A 15,129-nucleotide genomic window follows, 5' to 3' on the forward strand; every position below is an offset into this window, starting at 1 on the left:
ATTCAAACCGGGTTTCAGCTTTGGGAAAAAATATGCCTCATCAGGCCCGACTGTGCGCTTTACTCACAAAATGGCGAACGATTGCAATCACAAGCATGATCCCCATCGTAAGCGTGCTGATGACCAGTTCGTGACGGGTATGGGGCACGAGCGCCATAGCGATCAGAGCGCCGAGCAAAAGTAGAAATGTGAGGATCGGAGTGATACCCAATCCACAGAGACGGACACGTGTGAAAACGATCAGAGCATTGTGAAAAATGACGAGGGCGCCCGTTGCACTGAGCAGAAACGCAAAGACCGCATTGGGCGACAATATGGCGACTGCCGCAATTATGAGAGCCGCCGCCGAGCTGAAAAGAACGGCAATCCGGGGAGCCTGAGTGCTGGGATGCAGCCGCATGAACGCCTTGGGCGCATCATCAACATCGGCCAGTTCAAAAAGAATGCGGGACGTTGCGTACAGCCCTGAATTCAGCGTGGAGAGCATGGCAGAAACAATCACGACTTCCATGGCTGCACTGGCAAAAGGAATGTGAAGCTGATTAAGAACGAACAGAAAGGGAGACTCTCCCGGTGTGAGAGAACTCCAGGGGACAAGACAGAGAATGAGTGCAACGGAAGTGAGATAAAAACCCACGATCCGTAGGCCAACCGAACGCGTCGCTTTTGCGATGTTTTTATCTGGAGTTTCAGACTCAAGAGCTGCGATCGTGATCACTTCGCTACCGGACATGGAAAACATGATCGCCGGGATTGCCGCCAGAAGCGCCAGCCATCCATGCGGCAGAAGTCCGCCCCCAAAAACGTTCTGCCGAATGGGGATGTGGCCTTGAAAAAGGGTTACAACACCAATCAGAATGAAAGCAGCGATGGCGCCAACCTTCAGCATAGAAAACCAGTATTCAAACTCGCCATAAGCACGGACAGCCATAAGATTGGCTCCCGTCATGACGGCCAGGATAATGCACTCAACCAGTGCATAAGGAAGATGGACAAGCGGCGTTAGAAGGGACGCTGCTGCCATGATCTCGATCCCGAGGGTCGTGACCCAGACGAGCCAGTAAGTCCATCCCGTCATGAAACCGGCGTGTCCTCCGAGCGCATGGCGTATCTGATTGACGAAAGACCCATGTCCAGGGGCACTCAATGCAACATCCCGGAGCATGAGATTTACCAGATAGGTCATCAGCCCTGACAGGGCGTAAGACAGCAAGGCTCCTGGCCCTGCGACCGAAATAGGAGCAGAAGCTCCAATGAAAAACCCGGCCCCGACCACGCCGCCGATCGAAATCATAGCGATGTGGCGTGGTTTCAGGCTTTGAGCAAGAACTGTATCTTTCATGCACAGACGGCCTTGTTACGGCAGCAATCTGTATAATCCGGAGACGGACGAAAAGGGCGTGAATCATTCGCCGGAAACATGATCAATTGCTGTTTCATGCACTTTTCCCTTTTTCAATCCGAATGATGCGCCTTGAGGTTTATGGATCTGCCAGAAAAGAGATTACCCCTGGAAGCCCGTCTTACGTTTTGGCAGGAAGAGGCAGCTCTCCTGTAAGGAACTGGCCCCGACCATGACCAAATGACCAATGAGCGTCCCCATTCTCAACAACGGATACCATCACGTCAGATGGCAGAATTCCACATTCTGCTTCGAGACGTTCCGTCAGAAGACGATAAAAACCGGCAATCTGCTCCTCACCGCGTGGGCGGCTGAAAACCTGAAGAAGCACGACTTTTTCGGTACGAGGAATATCAAGTCCTGTATCCTCAACGATCATATGCGAAGGTTTATGTTCTGAGACGAGTTGATAACGGTCACGTCGAGGTACTTGAAACGCTTCGAGCATGGCCTCGTGGGCGGCATCCAGAAGCGTCTTGACCTCGCTTTCTGACCGGCCTTCAAGAATATGGAAGTGAAGAAGCGGCATCGTTGTCTCCTGAGTGACGGAAAAGGACAGAATGCAGATTACTGCGTAACAGAAACAATCAATCGACGAACCGTTTCGACCATGTCCTGCAATTGTTCTGTTGTCGAGATAAAGGGAGGACCAAAAGACACCGTATCCCCAGTACACCGTAAAAGAAGACCATTTTTCAGGCCTAGTTCAAAGAGCGGCAGCCCACGGGCACCCGGAGCGTCGGAGGCAGGAACCAGATCAATAGCTGCTGTCAGGCCGATATTGCGGATATCTTTGATACCCTCTAGATCAGCAAGGGAATGAATGGCCTCTTCCAGAATGATTTCTAGACTACGAGCCCGAGAAATCAGAGACTCTTCTTCCATAATGTCCAGAACGGCATGACCCACAGCCGCAGCCAGGGGATGTCCCGAATAGGTATAGCCGTGGGCAAATTCAACGGCATTTTTCGGACCAGTCATGAATGTGTCGTAAATGTCCGAGCTGACAATGACACCACCCATCGGGACGATACCGTTGGTGACGGCTTTGGCAAATGTAATCATATCCGGCTTCACGTTAAAACGCTGGGATGCAAAATTGTCACCCATGCGACCAAAGCCAGTGATGACTTCATCAAAAATCAGAAGAATACCGTGCTTAGTGCAAATTTCGCGTAACCGCTGAAGATACCCGACTGGAGGTACCAGAACGCCCGTTGATCCCTGAACAGGTTCAACGATGACTGCGGCGATTGTTGAAGCATCATGGAGCCCGATCAGACGCTCCAGATCTTCAGCATACTCACCACCCCAGGCCGGCTGCCCTTTGGAGAACGCCATGTGCGCTGAATCGTAAGTGTGGCGCAAATGGTCAACGCCATTCATCATTCCATTAGCAAACATCTTGCGATTGGGAACAATGCCGCCAACCGACATGCCACCAAAGCCAACCCCGTGATAGCCACGTTCCCGACCGATCATGCGGAAACGGCCGCCTTCACCTCTGAGGCGATGATACCCAAGGGCAATCTTGAGAGCCGTATCCACCGCTTCTGAGCCGGAATTGGCAAAGAAAACATGATCCAGACCATTTGGAGCCATACCCGCAATACGCTCAGCCAGGCGCACGGTCACAGGATTGGCCATCTGGAAGGCCGTGCAATAATCCAAGGTCTCAGCTTGCGTCTTCAATGCCTCCACGATCCGCGGATGACCATGCCCCAGAGGGGTGCACCACAACCCGGACAGCGTATCAAATAGCGGCTTGCCTTCAGCCGTGTAGTAATAGGCTCCCTTCGCAGACGTGATGATGCGGGATGCCGGATGTTCCTTGACACGGCGGTTCGCCGTGAATGGCATCCAGTAAGTGCCATTTTTCAAGGTTCGCTCACAATCGAATTCATTGAGCAACTGTGCCATTCCGCAACCTTTGTCATTAAACGCTGCCGCGCCCGGAGAGGTGGGAATGCGGCGTTTCATGAATATTCTTCGTTCGGAACGAGATTGCCTATATACAGTTCCCTGGTTTATGAGTGAACCTGTACCGGTCAATCGAGCAGTACAGGTTCTTTTGACTTGGAAAATAGCCATGACTGCCCTTTCGAGGGCACTGGTTTAAAAATTTTCAGTGGCTCGTGCATCGATATGCTCAAACTTTCTATGGCCTCCCACCAGCCGCTTGTTGCCCAGATTGTCACCCAGATTGCAGAGCGGATCCGCACTGGAGACTGGCCGGAAGGCATGAGACTCCCTTCTATTCGACGGCTTTCTGCAGATTCCGGCGTCAGTCCCCTCACGGTTTCCAATGCCTACAACCGACTTGTTGCGGATGGCCTCCTGGAGGCTCGAAGAGCAAGTGGCTACTTTGTTACCCGGCAGGAAGACAGTGGGCGTGTGCTTCCTCAGCGAACCGTGGCGACATCCGTAGATTCCCTTTGGCTCCTGCAACGCGCTTATGAAAGCACTCCGAATCATATTCAGGCGGGCTGTGGCTGGTTGCCTGACAGCTATCTGTTTGGCAGTGGCGTAAAGCAGGCTCTCAGCAGCCTCGGCCGCAAATCAGAACTGATAAATCTGGGATATGGAAATCCCTACGGGCATGAGGGCCTGCGGGAACAAATCTGTTTGATGCTTTCCAGACAAGGAATTGCCTGCAACACGTCTTCGATCATTATGACGCATGGTGCCAGTCAGGCGCTTGAGCTTGCCGTTCGCTGTCTGGCCCAAAATGGTGACACGATATTTGTCGAAGACCCGGGGTACTGCAACTTTTTCCCAGCGCTTCAGGCACTGGGGCTAAACATCGTTGGCATTCCTCGCCTGCAGGACGGCCCGTGCCTGGAAACCCTTCAGAAACTGGCTCAGGTAAAAGCTCCCAAAGTTTTTATCATCAACACCAGACTCCATAATCCCACCGGAACAAGTTGCAGTGCGCCTGTTCTTCATCAGGTTCTGAAACTGGCTGAACTTTATGGATTTACCCTGATTGAGGATGACATCTTTGGAGATCTTGCTGCAGAGAAAACACCAACACTGGCCTATCTGGGCCGACTGGAACAGGTCATACGTGTCAGCAGTTTTTCCAAGACAATCTCGCCAGGATTACGTGTTGGATATGTTGCGTGCTCACCGAGCATGGCTCACCATATCCTTAAACTCAAAATGGCAAGCAGCCTGACAAGCAATGGTATTTCAGAGGCAATTGTGCATCACATTCTAGCGGATGGTCGCTACCGACTTCATCTCGCAAGACTACGCGAAGCACTTTCAGAATTACAGAAAAGCGCAGGAAAAAAATTTCAAAAGTGTGGCCTTATCCCGTTTGAAAAACCTGATGGTGGGATGTTTTGCTTGATGCGCTTTCCTCACGAGATCGACCTGCTGGCATTAACCAAAGAGGCCGCTCTCGCTGGCATCATGCTCGCGCCGGGAAGTTACTTTTCCCCTAACAATGCACCTTCTCCCTGGCTGCGTTTCAACATCACTCATACAAATTCTCCACGCCTGTTTTCCTTTCTGAATCAAAGGGTTTTCCAGAAGCCGTAAAACGCGATCCATTTGAGGCGCAACAAAAGCTGCAACCGGAGTGATGTCGAAAGTTCGACGAGTCTACTGAAATTGAGGTGTTTTAAATCCTAAACACCCCTAGGCGTTTTATCAGCCTACTCAAGGACTTTTCAATCACCGAACAAAACCGTTGCGACTTCGATTTTATATTCATACACTTTGCAAAATGACGGCTATTGAAGCTCTCCAATGAGAAATTCCTTCTCTCGAAACGCTTTAATGATGCCTCAAGGAAAATGTGCTCTGGCGTCGATTGGCAACACCCTCGTCTCTTTGAGAGACTGATCGGGGGTCCGCAGTGGTTGTTACAGACACCCAAAGAGATGGAACAGAACTTGTGAGCAAAAGAACACCCCTCTCGGTCCATGTGAAGTGTCCTTCTCAGCGTCTTTCCTTTCAGAAAACCCTTTCATTATCCGCCCTTCTCTGCGTTCTTCCAGGCCAACTCTATGCTGCAGAAAGCTTGCCATCTTCCAGAAAAGCCGTCGCTCACTCAGCGCGAAAAGCATCCAACCCGGTAAAAAGAACGACGCATCGCGCCCCAACATCCGTTACTGGCGGCAACGAAACGATGAAGGTCAGCGCAAGCCGAGCAGTGTCACGGGGGGCTGAAAACGTTGTTTCAAAGGCGGTCATGGCGCAGTTCACGCCGGGAACAAGCGTCCTGAAAGCTGTAGACCGCCTGCCCGGCGTCAGCTTCAGTTCCACAGACCCCTTAGGTATCGATACATGGGGCAGTAGCATCTACGTTCGTGGATTTTTCATGGATCAGATCGGCGTAACGCTGGATGGTATCCCTCTGAATGATCAGACCTACGAGAGCAACAATGGACTGAACGTCATTCAGGCCTCGATTTCCGATGATATCGAGCGCTCTGTCCTGTCGGAGGGACCAGGAGGCGTAGACGTTCCATCTACCTCTACACTGGGCGCTACTCTTCAGTTTGAAACGTCCGATCCCAAGGATAAGGCTGGCGGAAAGATTTCTCAGGGTTTCGGCAGCTACAGTTCCTATCGTACCTATATCCGGGCGGATACCGGCAAGCTGAATGCCTCGGGAACCAAGGCTTATGTCGCTTATTCCCGAAGCCAGGAAGGCAAGTGGATGGGCGGCGGGGACCAGTTCCAGCAGCAGGTAGACGCAAAAATCGTTCAACCCATCGGCCATGACAGCGTTATCAAAGCTTTCTTTAACTGGAGCGACATGCAGGAATGGGGATATCAGGACACGTCCCTTGCAATGCTCAAGACACTTGGCTGGCGTGTTCCGCATCTTTATCCAAACTACGGTTTGGCAACGGCCTATGCCGCTGGAGAAGTCTCCCTTCCAACCTCTGATGCGATTGAGGCCAACGGTGATGAACCTTACCTGTACGATGGCGGCCAGGCAGAAGTTGATTACACGGGTGGCCTGAACCTGGATCTGGTGCTGACGGATCGGCTTCGCTGGAGAAGCACGATTTATGGAACAAGTCAGACGGGTTATTACACCTATTCCGATTATGAAACGCCATCAGCGGACACCGGCGCCCCCTTCTCGGAAGAGGTCTGGCAGAACCGGCAGGAGCGCTATGGTTTCACGACGTCCCTGAACTATCATATTGCCCATCATACAATCGACACAGGCGTCTGGTTCGAAAACAACAACCAGCAGGCAGATCTTTTCTGGTATAATGAGCCACTTCTTGGAACAGGTGCACCACTAAAAACTGTTGGCCCGTACAATACTTATGGAAAAGCCTTCATGCAGGGCTATGGTTTCGTATGGCATACCAACAACTTCACATATCATCTTGAAGATACGTGGCGTCCGTTGGAAAACGTCCGCATTTCTGCTGGCTTCAAGTCCATGATTTCCACTACGGCAGGTGGTGCGAACTACAACAACTCGGATTATACTGGCGCGGATGCTCTTCCAAACGGCAGTATGACCGCTTCGGCTGCATTCCTTCCACATGTGGGAGGAAGCTGGCACTTCCTTAGCCATCATGAGCTTTATTTTGATCTTGCCGAGAATATGCGTTCTTATCAGGTGCTCCCGAATGGTGTGGGCAACTCCTTATGGTCCGTTCAGGATCAGGAAACTTTTCAGCAACTTCGCCATACTGTGAAGCCGGAGCGTGACTGGGTTTATGCGGTTGGATATCGCTACACGGACAAATATGTTCAGGCCAGCCTAGCAGGCTACCATGCCGACGCCAGCCACCGCCTCCAGTCTGCGACGGAAGGTACAATTACGAACCCGGTTTCAAGTGTAACACAGACAAGCGTTCATACGAACGGAGTTGATGCCTCTCTGACACTCACTCCCTTCAAAGGACTGACACTCTATAACAGCGTCAGTTACAACCATTCGACTTATGGCGGGAACATTACAACAGCCGATGGCATTTATTACACCAAAGGGAAGAAAGTCGTGAACTATCCTCAGTTCATGTACAAGGCGAATCTTTCCTATCGCTGGAAAGGCCTCGAAACACACTTCGATGTTCATTACTACTCAAAAAGGTACTTCAGCTACACGAACGACACGTCGGTTCCAGGCTACTGGCTAGCCAGCGCAGGTGCGAGATACAATGCCGGAAACTGGGGACTTGCCAAGAACATCACTTTTGACTTCAACGTCTATAACCTCTTCAATTCAAAATATATTTCCATGATGGGTGAAAACGGCAACCCGATGTCCGGCGATTATCAGTCGCTTGAGCGCGGCTCGCCACGCCAGTTCTTTGGCACTGTCAGCACGGAATTCTGAAGACATGCTGGAATCGTGCCTGTCGCATGATAATAGCCGGACAATGGAGAGGGCGCTTCCGCTCTCACCCATCCTCCTCGTGCAAATGCCGTATGAATATTCAGGATGACCGCTCTCCCCGCAGATCTTTACATTGACACCACACGCATCCCGCAAGGATCAATCAAAACGGAAATGGATCTTTGCGAAACCATAACAAAATGCCATCATCCTTTTCCATATTGCTCATAAGGATATGAATTATATGCGTAAACTCCCAACGACATTAGCGACCATGACAGCGTTTCTGCTGGCAACCGTCGCTTCAGGAGCGTGTGGGAACGCATATGCCGACGATCCTGTCCTTCAGACGGAGGAGAGCGATATTATCAAGCTTTCCCCAGTGACCGATCATCGCATCCTAGTTCAGGATGCCGTCGGACATCATGCAAAAGACGGGCGTGTCTATGTTGTGGATGCAGACAAGGGCAAGCTCCTTGGCATGGTCCAGGCTGCCTACAACGGAAACGTTGTACAGGACCCAAAAGGACGGGCGTTCTATGTGGGTGAAACGGTCTGGTCCCGCGGCAACCGTGGGGACCGCGCTGATCTGTTGGCGTCCTACGATCCGCAAACCCTTGAGATCGTGAATGACCACCTCCTTCCTGGACGGGCACTCGTTACACCCAAGAAAAATGATCTGACCATCAGCAGCGATGGCAGCCGCGTGTATGTCTATGACATGGTACCCACCAATGCGGTGCATGTCATAGATACTGCAAGCCACAAGCTCAGTCTGAATGTTGATCTTCCAGGCTGTGCCCTGACTTATCCATGGGGCAACGCCGGGTTCACGTCCATCTGTGCCGATGGCAGTCTTGCCAATGTCAGTCTCAATGCTGGGAAGGCAGACGTCACCCACACGAAGCCGTTCTTTGACCCGGAGAAGGATGCTGTCTTCGAACACAGTCCAACACGCCGGACTGACGGCAAAACCTGGTTCATTTCCTATAGTGGCCTCGTTTACCCTACGGCACTGTCTGCACAAACGAAGATCGACACAGCCTGGTCCATTCAGGAAGCCGCCGGAATGAAAGCTGCTCCAGCGGCTGACAGTCCTTTCACGGTAACCTGGCGCCCCGGCGGTTGGCAGCTCTCAGCCTTGCATTACGCAACAGGGCATCTCTTCGTAGCGATGCATCAGGGCACGTTCTGGACGCACAAGACAGCCGGAACGGAAGTCTGGGAACTTGATGTAGCAACCCACAAGCTGATCCGGCGCATCAAACTGCCGAAGCCAAGCTCCATGGTCGGTGTAACGCAGGATGCCAAGCCACTGATGTTCACCTCGGATGAAGCCGGAGATCTCTTCATCTGGGATGCAACAACCGGGAAGATGTTACGCAAGATGCCTCATCTGGGTGACGACCTGTATTTTACAGTCGCGCTGGGGGAATAATGACCAGTTTCGTCATGCAAATGGCTGGTGCAGTGACTGCCGACACAACAGGTGTTCTGTTTCTGGCATCCGCAGGGTCCAAGGCTTTGGATATCCCACGGTTTGCATCCGATATTGCTGCATATCGTCTCATCCCGCTCGATCTGGCCTTCCCGGTTGCCTATGGGCTGATTGCTATTCAGGCTGCTTTGGGTGCGTGGCTATGGAGTGGCTGGCTTGCGGCTATGGCAGGAATTGTAGCGTCGCTCCTGCTGTTATTCTTTGCCTTCGTGATGGGCATCAATGTCGCGCGAGGACGTACAACCCTATCATGCGGATGCCTTCCGGGAAGCAACAGCCAACTCTCATGGAGAGCTGTGGGGCGGAATATCGGCTTGGCCCTCATGGTGCTTCTCACTGGTTTTCTACCAAGGCCCAGTGGTGCTTTCCTGAACGCTGAGGCTCTCCTTGCAGGCATCAGCATTCTGTTGATTGCACTGGCTTCTGTTCATCTACGCCAGCCGGAACAGCACATATGATGCTCCTCCTCACGATCTCCACTATTCTGCTGACCTGCCTGACGGTCGGGCTGGCAGTGATCGTCTTTGCGTTGGCACGTCAGATCGGCGTTCTCCATGAGCGGACAGCTCCCATCGGGCAGCAGCCTGTTCTTGCAGGGTTGCAGGTTGGTCAGGCTCTTCCCCGCATTACGGCACGGCTGTTGGATGATAGCCCCTTCCCGCTTGGAGGAATGCATACGACCGACCGATCAAACGTGCTGATGTTCATGTCCGCAGATTGTCCCGTCTGCAAAAAAACGCTGCCTCTCGTACAGGCCCTGGCGGTGGCTCATGACGTTGACCTGACCCTTATAGGAGAAGGAGATATTGCTGCACTGCGGGCGATGACTGACAGGATGCACCTTGGACACACACCGCTTGTGACCAGTCAGGAATTGCTGCTGCTCCTTCAGGTTGGTCGCTTGCCAACACTCGTTGCACTCGACAGCCGCGGTGTCATTACGGCGCGGGATGTCGCCAGCACACGCGCACAGGTCGAAGCCATTCTTGGCACCCTGCCTGTCCCAGTTTCTTCTTCCTTTGAAACCAAGGAGCTTCTGCATGACGCAGTCTGATCCCACTTCTGGACGCGAGATGCGTGCCAATCCGCTGGATCGCGTCACGGAACGCCTGATCCGACATGTTGCCGGTCATAGCTCTCGGCGAAGCCTGCTCGGCCGTCTGGGAGCATGGGCAACATTTGGCGCACTGGTGCCAGTTCTCCCAATAGAACGCGTGTCTGCCGCAACGCCGGCGAAGGCAGCATCGCTTCCAAAGGCGCCCTCGCCTTTTGCTGCGAAAGCACAGACTACCGATCCTACAGTATGCAATTACTGGCGGTATTGCGCGATCGATGGGTTCCTTTGCGCGTCCTGTGGAGGAGGCATCCATAGCTGCCCCCCGGGAACACGTCCTTCTCCTACATCCTGGATTGGAACCTGTTTCAATCCAGGTTACGGTCAATCCTACCTTGTCGCCTATCGCGATTGCTGTGGTCAGGATGCCTGTAGCCAACCTGCCTGCCTTGGAACTGACGGAGATCAGCCAAGCTATCGTCCGCAGGCCAATAACGACATCATCTGGTGCTTCGGGACAGGTGCCCTTGTCTATAACTGTTCAACATCCGTTATCGTCGGGAATGCTTCATGATCAAACGTACAGCTTTTCTTTTCACCTGCATCCTGGCCGCGACACCCGTAGCCTATGCTGAAGATGGCCAGTCTGTTTACAATAGCAACTGCAGCGTCTGCCATCAAGCTGGCGGAATTGGTTCCCCGGGCCAGTTTCCACCCCTTACTGGACGCGTTGGCAAGATTGCAGCCTCCCCGGAAGGCAAGACCTATATTGCGGATGTTCTGTTGAATGGGCTGCATGGCGCCATTCAGGTCTCCGGCGCGAGCTATATGGGCTTCATGCCGTCTTTCAAGGCACTCAGCGACGATCAGATTGCCGCAGTCCTGAGCTATGTGTCGTCCCTGAACACGCCGGGAGCACCGGCTTTTACGGCTGATGACATCAAGACTGCCCGGGCAACGCCCAAAAAGGCGAAGGATCTCATTGCTGAACGGAAAGCCCTTGATGCCGCGCACCCCCTTCCCTGAGATCCTTGCAACCCTGGCTCTGACATTGTGTGGAACGTCAGCGGCCCAGGCGGCCGTGCAGACCCATACCGTGACCAATTACCTGACTCACTGCGGGGGATGTCACGGTATTGAAGGCATCTCTGGGCGGACGTTTATCCCGGTACTGCGCGATCAGGTCGGTATCTTTACCTGCTCCGCAGAAGGGCGAGCCTATCTTGCCCGTGTGCCGGGCATTTCAATGTCCCTGATCCGGGATGATCAGGAACTGGCGGATGTCCTCAATTTCGTTCTGTTCCAGCTTGGAGGAAAGAGCACTCCGGCTGGAACAACTCGCTATTCAGCGTCCGAAGTGCATGAATTAAGAGCTCATCCCATTTCAACGACAGATCTTTTATCCCTAAGAGCGGAAGTTCTAAGCCGGGCTCAGGCGAGCTGCCCTCACTAGGATGCAAGGGCGCCCGGATTTGCAGTCATGAAGGATTGCAAAGACGAATGGCCCGTTTCCTGAACTCTTAGCAAACTTTCCAGATGCTCAAGACTGTTGACCAGTCCGCGTACTACGACATGCCCATTGGCATTTAGCAGGACCGCAAAAGGCACACGGTCCACGCCCAGCTGCCGCCCGATCGTGGCTTCGTTGACGAACGAGCGTGCCGGAATACCCAGCATGGAAATCGCGCTCTTCTGGGCATCCAAAGCGTCGTCCCCGCAAAAAAGCAGCTCCAGCTTTTCCCGACGGGTGAAGTCCACGGCGATAGGAACCATCTTGCGTGAGATGGGGCATGAGCCCGAGACAAACAGTAAAAGCTGGCTTTTCCCGTTAGAATTCATACCGCCGATAGAAATGAGATCTCCTGAGAGGGTCTCCAACTCGGTCGCGTCGAGCTCATTAACTGCGGACAGGGTCGGCGCGAGGGCCCCTAAAGGGGCAATACGCCGGTAAAAATATCGCACCTGGCCGAGTAAGGCGATCACCACACAGACCATTGCAATCAGTACGAGCCATAGAAGCGCCTGAGCGCCCAATAATGCAGATGGATCAACCATATTATTCGTCCCGCTCAGGAAAATATTGGAACACTAACTTTGCATCTGATCGCTTAAGATCGAAAAGATTATTCAGGGGACTTCAATCGTTTCCAGACACGGCGCTTCAGTATCCCGAGCAACACCGCAAGACCGGCAAGATAAGCCAGAACGAAGATCCCCGTCTGATGTCTGGCCTTAAGGTGAGGTCGTGCTGTCCAGTTAAGGAACGCCGTGACGTCATTGGCCATCTGGGGGATCGTTGCAGTGGTGCCGTCGGCATATTTCACCTGTCCGTCATGCAGCGGTTGTGGCATGGCGATATGGAGGTGTGGCATGGCCGTATTGTAGAATGCGCCCAGTGGTAATTTGGTGCCTGCAGGAGGCGCCGTATAAGACTTCAGAATGTGAATGATCCTCTGAGGACCACCCTCCTGTGTCAGGGCCAGCCTGGAGAAATCAGGCGGAAGACCACCATGATTGGCCATCCGCGCCATGCTCTCGCTGGGATATGGCGAACCGATATGATCTGACGGATGCGCAGGGCGTGTCTTTGGATCGCCATCCTCATCCAGACCATCGGGCACCTGATGCTGACTGGCATAGCTCTTGATATCCGGCACGGATACGCCGAGGCCCGTCAGATCCGAATACGTCACGTAATTCAAGCTATGGCATGAGCTACAGATCTGTCGAAAAACCTGAAACCCGCGCTGCTCCGGCGTCGAGGCATGGGCTGAGCCCCCTGCCAGAAGAAGCGTAGCGATGAAGAAACGTTTCATCCCCTGGGCTCCTGCAAGCTTGAGGGAAGAGGTTTCGGAATTTCCACGCGGGGAAGATAGGGAAGCAGGATCAGAAAATAGAGATACCAATATGTTACTGCGATCCGGCTAATCCAGAGCCAGAAACCCGTGGGAGGATGCATTCCTGCCGCTCCAAGCGCGATGAACGCCAGAAAGAGAATGGGCAGTGCAATGCGCAGAATAGGTCTGTAACGGGCAGAGCGCACTGGCGATGCGTCCAGCCAAGGTACGGCGAAGAGAACACCAAGACTTCCTGCCGCCAGCAGAAGGCCACCAAGCTTTGAAGGGACGGCGCGCAGAATTGCGTAGAACGGCGCGAAGTACCATTCGGGCGTAATATCCCTTGGCGTTACAAGAGGGTTAGCCTGAGCATAATTGTCGGCCAGCGTCAGGATATCAGGCGCGAAGAAAATCAGCCCGGCATAAACCATCAGAAAGAGGCAAAGGCCCAGCCCGTCCTTGGTTGTGTAATACGGATGAAAAGGAACCGTATCATCGGGCTTGGCTGGCTCGATACCTGTTGGATTGTTGGAACCCGCGACATGTAAGGCCGCGACGTGCAAAACGACAAACCCGACAATGGAAAAAGCCGTCACGAAATGCAGGACATAAATACGATGAAGCGCTGTGTTTCCCAGCCCTTCTCCCCCTAACAGCCATGCAGCGAGGGGTTTTCCGATCACTGGAAGGGAGTTCAGTGCGTTGATGACGACTGTTGCCCCCCAATACGACATCTGCCCCCATGGAAGGATATAGCCTGCAAAAGCTGTCGTCATAACGAGCAGGAGCAGGCCGAGCCCCGTTAGCCAAAGCAGTTCACGGGGGGCTTTGTAAGAGCCATAGTAGAGGCCACGCCCGATATGCACATACAGAGATGCGAACAACATGGAGACACCCCCCATGTGAATTGCCCGGACAAGCCATCCTGACGAAACCTGACGATCGATCATCTCGATACTGGCAAAGGCCTCTGTCACGGTCGGGGTATAATTCAGCGCAAGAAAGATGCCGCTCAGGATCAGAAGACCCAAGGCAATCGTCGCGAAAGCACCGAAATTCCAGAGATAATTGAGATTCCGCGGCATCGCGAAATCAACATATTCCCGCCGGAAAGCCGAGATCACAGGCAGCCGGGCTTCAAGCCATTCTGACAGAGAATTGGAGCGTTCAGTCATAGTGGCCGCTCAGATCTGCTGGATGTTGGCAATATCGAAATCGGGATCACCTTTGCTCAGCCCGATACGAAGATGGGTTTCCGAAACCATGGTGACAGGCGGAACCGGTAGGTTATACGGCGCGGGAGCATTCTTGTAGGCCCGTCCGGCAATATCAAACTGCGATCCGTGACAGGGACAGGCATATTTCCCCGACTGATCCGCTGGGGATGGCGTATCGTAGGAAGGCACACAGCCCAGATGGGTACATATTCCAATCAGCACACCAATTTCAGGCACGACAGACCGATGCCAGTTGGTTGCATCCTTGGGCTGCTGAAGGATTTTAGACTCCGGGTCCCGCAAACGTTGCGCTGCGCCAGGAGCCTGCAAAGACGCAAGCATAGCGGCCGTTCGGCGTTGCACAAAAACAGGCCAGCCCCGCCATGTCACGACGGTCTGCTGTCCAGGCGGAATTGCAGAAAGATCAACATCGACCGTGTCATCTTCCCCTACCCGACTGTTCCGCGTTCCGTTCAGACTATCCAGAAAGGGATAGGCCAGAGCACAGGCACCCGCACATCCCACTCCTGCTGTCACGGTCGCAAGTACGTCACGTCGGCGGGTCCCGCCTTTGCCTGATGAACACTGAGTACTGGAAGAAGTCGGTGCGCCGTCCTGGGTCATCGGATCCTACTCGAATAAGCTGTTATGATCATCCAAGGGCAACGAAATGGTGTCAATCTTAAACAACTGTTTTATTCGCCTCCCAGCAATGTTCTTGCAATCCGATCATTTGCTGGGGATGGTAGGAAAGTCATATCTGTTCAGAATCAATTGAAATTCACGGAACGGGGATTGG

General features: G+C 53.1%; 15 protein-coding genes. 8 read left to right on the forward strand and 7 right to left on the reverse strand.

Features of this window, described 5'->3' with window-relative positions; genetic code table 11:
* Positions 1–40 precede the first annotated feature (40 nt).
* From GFR01_RS10625 to GFR01_RS10635, 3 genes are all read right to left on the reverse strand, one after another.
* The gene (locus GFR01_RS10625) at positions 41–1,342 is read right to left on the reverse strand and encodes an amino acid permease (RefSeq protein ID WP_099182439.1); all 1,302 of its coding nucleotides are present in this window, start codon (positions 1,340–1,342) and stop codon (positions 41–43) included.
* Between the two features lie 181 nt (positions 1,343–1,523).
* The gene (locus GFR01_RS10630) at positions 1,524–1,931 is read right to left on the reverse strand and encodes a tautomerase family protein (RefSeq protein WP_099182440.1); all 408 of its coding nucleotides are present in this window, start codon (positions 1,929–1,931) and stop codon (positions 1,524–1,526) included.
* Positions 1,932–1,969: 38 nt separating this feature from the next.
* Positions 1,970–3,322 carry an aspartate aminotransferase family protein gene (locus GFR01_RS10635; protein WP_099182499.1) on the reverse strand — a complete coding sequence of 451 codons (1,353 nt, stop codon included), beginning with the start codon at positions 3,320–3,322 and terminating at the stop codon, positions 1,970–1,972.
* Positions 3,323–3,547: 225 nt separating this feature from the next.
* On the opposite strand from GFR01_RS10635, the gene GFR01_RS10640 reads away from it, so the two are divergent.
* The 8 genes from GFR01_RS10640 to GFR01_RS16005 all read left to right on the forward strand — a co-directional run bounded on the left by GFR01_RS10640 (position 3,548) and on the right by GFR01_RS16005 (position 11,729).
* Positions 3,548–4,948, forward strand: a complete 1,401-nt coding sequence (locus GFR01_RS10640; protein WP_167384240.1) for an aminotransferase-like domain-containing protein — start codon at positions 3,548–3,550, stop codon at positions 4,946–4,948.
* A 592-nt stretch (positions 4,949–5,540) separates the two neighbouring features.
* Entirely contained in the window at positions 5,541–7,724 is a 2,184-nt protein-coding gene (locus GFR01_RS10645; protein WP_408870386.1) for a TonB-dependent receptor, read from the forward strand.
* Between the two features lie 235 nt (positions 7,725–7,959).
* Positions 7,960–9,162, forward strand: a complete 1,203-nt coding sequence (locus GFR01_RS10650) for an amine dehydrogenase large subunit (protein ID WP_099182442.1) — start codon at positions 7,960–7,962, stop codon at positions 9,160–9,162.
* Positions 9,162–9,680, forward strand: a complete 519-nt coding sequence (locus tag GFR01_RS10655; RefSeq protein WP_244902257.1) for a MauE/DoxX family redox-associated membrane protein — start codon at positions 9,162–9,164, stop codon at positions 9,678–9,680. Before GFR01_RS10650 ends, GFR01_RS10655 begins: the two co-directional genes overlap by 1 nt.
* Positions 9,677–10,276 (forward strand): thioredoxin domain-containing protein, encoded by a 600-nt coding sequence (locus GFR01_RS10660; RefSeq protein WP_099182443.1) that lies wholly within the window; start codon positions 9,677–9,679, stop codon positions 10,274–10,276. The genes GFR01_RS10655 and GFR01_RS10660 overlap by 4 nt, the downstream gene beginning before the upstream one ends.
* Positions 10,263–10,850: a methylamine dehydrogenase (amicyanin) small subunit gene (mauA, locus tag GFR01_RS10665; RefSeq protein ID WP_373317621.1), complete on the forward strand. Its 588-nt coding sequence runs from the start codon at positions 10,263–10,265 to the stop codon at positions 10,848–10,850. Before GFR01_RS10660 ends, mauA begins: the two co-directional genes overlap by 14 nt.
* Complete coding sequence (locus GFR01_RS10670) at positions 10,847–11,302, forward strand: c-type cytochrome (protein ID WP_099182444.1); 456 nt, start codon at positions 10,847–10,849, stop codon at positions 11,300–11,302. The genes mauA and GFR01_RS10670 overlap by 4 nt, the downstream gene beginning before the upstream one ends.
* On the forward strand, positions 11,280–11,729 hold the full coding sequence (locus GFR01_RS16005; RefSeq protein ID WP_099182445.1) for a c-type cytochrome: 450 nt from the start codon (positions 11,280–11,282) through the stop codon (positions 11,727–11,729). Before GFR01_RS10670 ends, GFR01_RS16005 begins: the two co-directional genes overlap by 23 nt.
* Here the strand turns inward: GFR01_RS16005 and GFR01_RS10680 are convergent.
* From GFR01_RS10680 to petA, 4 genes are all read right to left on the reverse strand, one after another.
* Entirely contained in the window at positions 11,726–12,331 is a 606-nt protein-coding gene (locus GFR01_RS10680) for a thioredoxin domain-containing protein (RefSeq protein ID WP_099182446.1), read from the reverse strand. The genes GFR01_RS16005 and GFR01_RS10680 overlap by 4 nt on opposite strands.
* A 68-nt stretch (positions 12,332–12,399) precedes the next feature.
* Positions 12,400–13,092 carry a cytochrome c1 gene (locus GFR01_RS10685; protein WP_099182447.1) on the reverse strand — a complete coding sequence of 231 codons (693 nt, stop codon included), beginning with the start codon at positions 13,090–13,092 and terminating at the stop codon, positions 12,400–12,402.
* Positions 13,089–14,288 carry a cytochrome b gene (locus tag GFR01_RS10690; protein WP_099182448.1) on the reverse strand — a complete coding sequence of 400 codons (1,200 nt, stop codon included), beginning with the start codon at positions 14,286–14,288 and terminating at the stop codon, positions 13,089–13,091. Before GFR01_RS10690 ends, GFR01_RS10685 begins: the two co-directional genes overlap by 4 nt.
* 9 nt (positions 14,289–14,297) lie before the next feature.
* The gene (gene petA / locus GFR01_RS10695; protein ID WP_099182449.1) at positions 14,298–14,954 is read right to left on the reverse strand and encodes a ubiquinol-cytochrome c reductase iron-sulfur subunit; all 657 of its coding nucleotides are present in this window, start codon (positions 14,952–14,954) and stop codon (positions 14,298–14,300) included.
* Between the last annotated feature and the right edge of the window lie 175 nt (positions 14,955–15,129).

Source organism: Gluconobacter frateurii (assembly GCF_002723955.1).
In the GTDB taxonomy this organism is placed as follows: Bacteria; Pseudomonadota; Alphaproteobacteria; order Acetobacterales; family Acetobacteraceae; genus Gluconobacter; species Gluconobacter frateurii.

Bases quoted from the DNA above. Each gene is read 5' to 3' on its own strand.
- GFR01_RS10625 (WP_099182439.1), bottom strand. From the start codon at position 1,342: ATGAAAGATACAGTTCTTGCTCAAAGCCTGAAACCACGCCACATCGCT.
- GFR01_RS10630 (WP_099182440.1), bottom strand. From the start codon at position 1,931: ATGCCGCTTCTTCACTTCCATATTCTTGAAGGCCGGTCAGAAAGCGAG.
- GFR01_RS10635 (WP_099182499.1), bottom strand. From the start codon at position 3,322: ATGGCACAGTTGCTCAATGAATTCGATTGTGAGCGAACCTTGAAAAAT.
- GFR01_RS10640 (WP_167384240.1), top strand. From the start codon at position 3,548: ATGCTCAAACTTTCTATGGCCTCCCACCAGCCGCTTGTTGCCCAGATT.
- GFR01_RS10645 (WP_408870386.1), top strand. From the start codon at position 5,541: ATGAAGGTCAGCGCAAGCCGAGCAGTGTCACGGGGGGCTGAAAACGTT.
- GFR01_RS10650 (WP_099182442.1), top strand. From the start codon at position 7,960: ATGAATTATATGCGTAAACTCCCAACGACATTAGCGACCATGACAGCG.
- GFR01_RS10655 (WP_244902257.1), top strand. From the start codon at position 9,162: ATGACCAGTTTCGTCATGCAAATGGCTGGTGCAGTGACTGCCGACACA.
- GFR01_RS10660 (WP_099182443.1), top strand. From the start codon at position 9,677: ATGATGCTCCTCCTCACGATCTCCACTATTCTGCTGACCTGCCTGACG.
- mauA (WP_373317621.1), top strand. From the start codon at position 10,263: ATGACGCAGTCTGATCCCACTTCTGGACGCGAGATGCGTGCCAATCCG.
- GFR01_RS10670 (WP_099182444.1), top strand. From the start codon at position 10,847: ATGATCAAACGTACAGCTTTTCTTTTCACCTGCATCCTGGCCGCGACA.
- GFR01_RS16005 (WP_099182445.1), top strand. From the start codon at position 11,280: ATGCCGCGCACCCCCTTCCCTGAGATCCTTGCAACCCTGGCTCTGACA.
- GFR01_RS10680 (WP_099182446.1), bottom strand. From the start codon at position 12,331: ATGGTTGATCCATCTGCATTATTGGGCGCTCAGGCGCTTCTATGGCTC.
- GFR01_RS10685 (WP_099182447.1), bottom strand. From the start codon at position 13,092: ATGAAACGTTTCTTCATCGCTACGCTTCTTCTGGCAGGGGGCTCAGCC.
- GFR01_RS10690 (WP_099182448.1), bottom strand. From the start codon at position 14,288: ATGACTGAACGCTCCAATTCTCTGTCAGAATGGCTTGAAGCCCGGCTG.
- petA (WP_099182449.1), bottom strand. From the start codon at position 14,954: ATGACCCAGGACGGCGCACCGACTTCTTCCAGTACTCAGTGTTCATCA.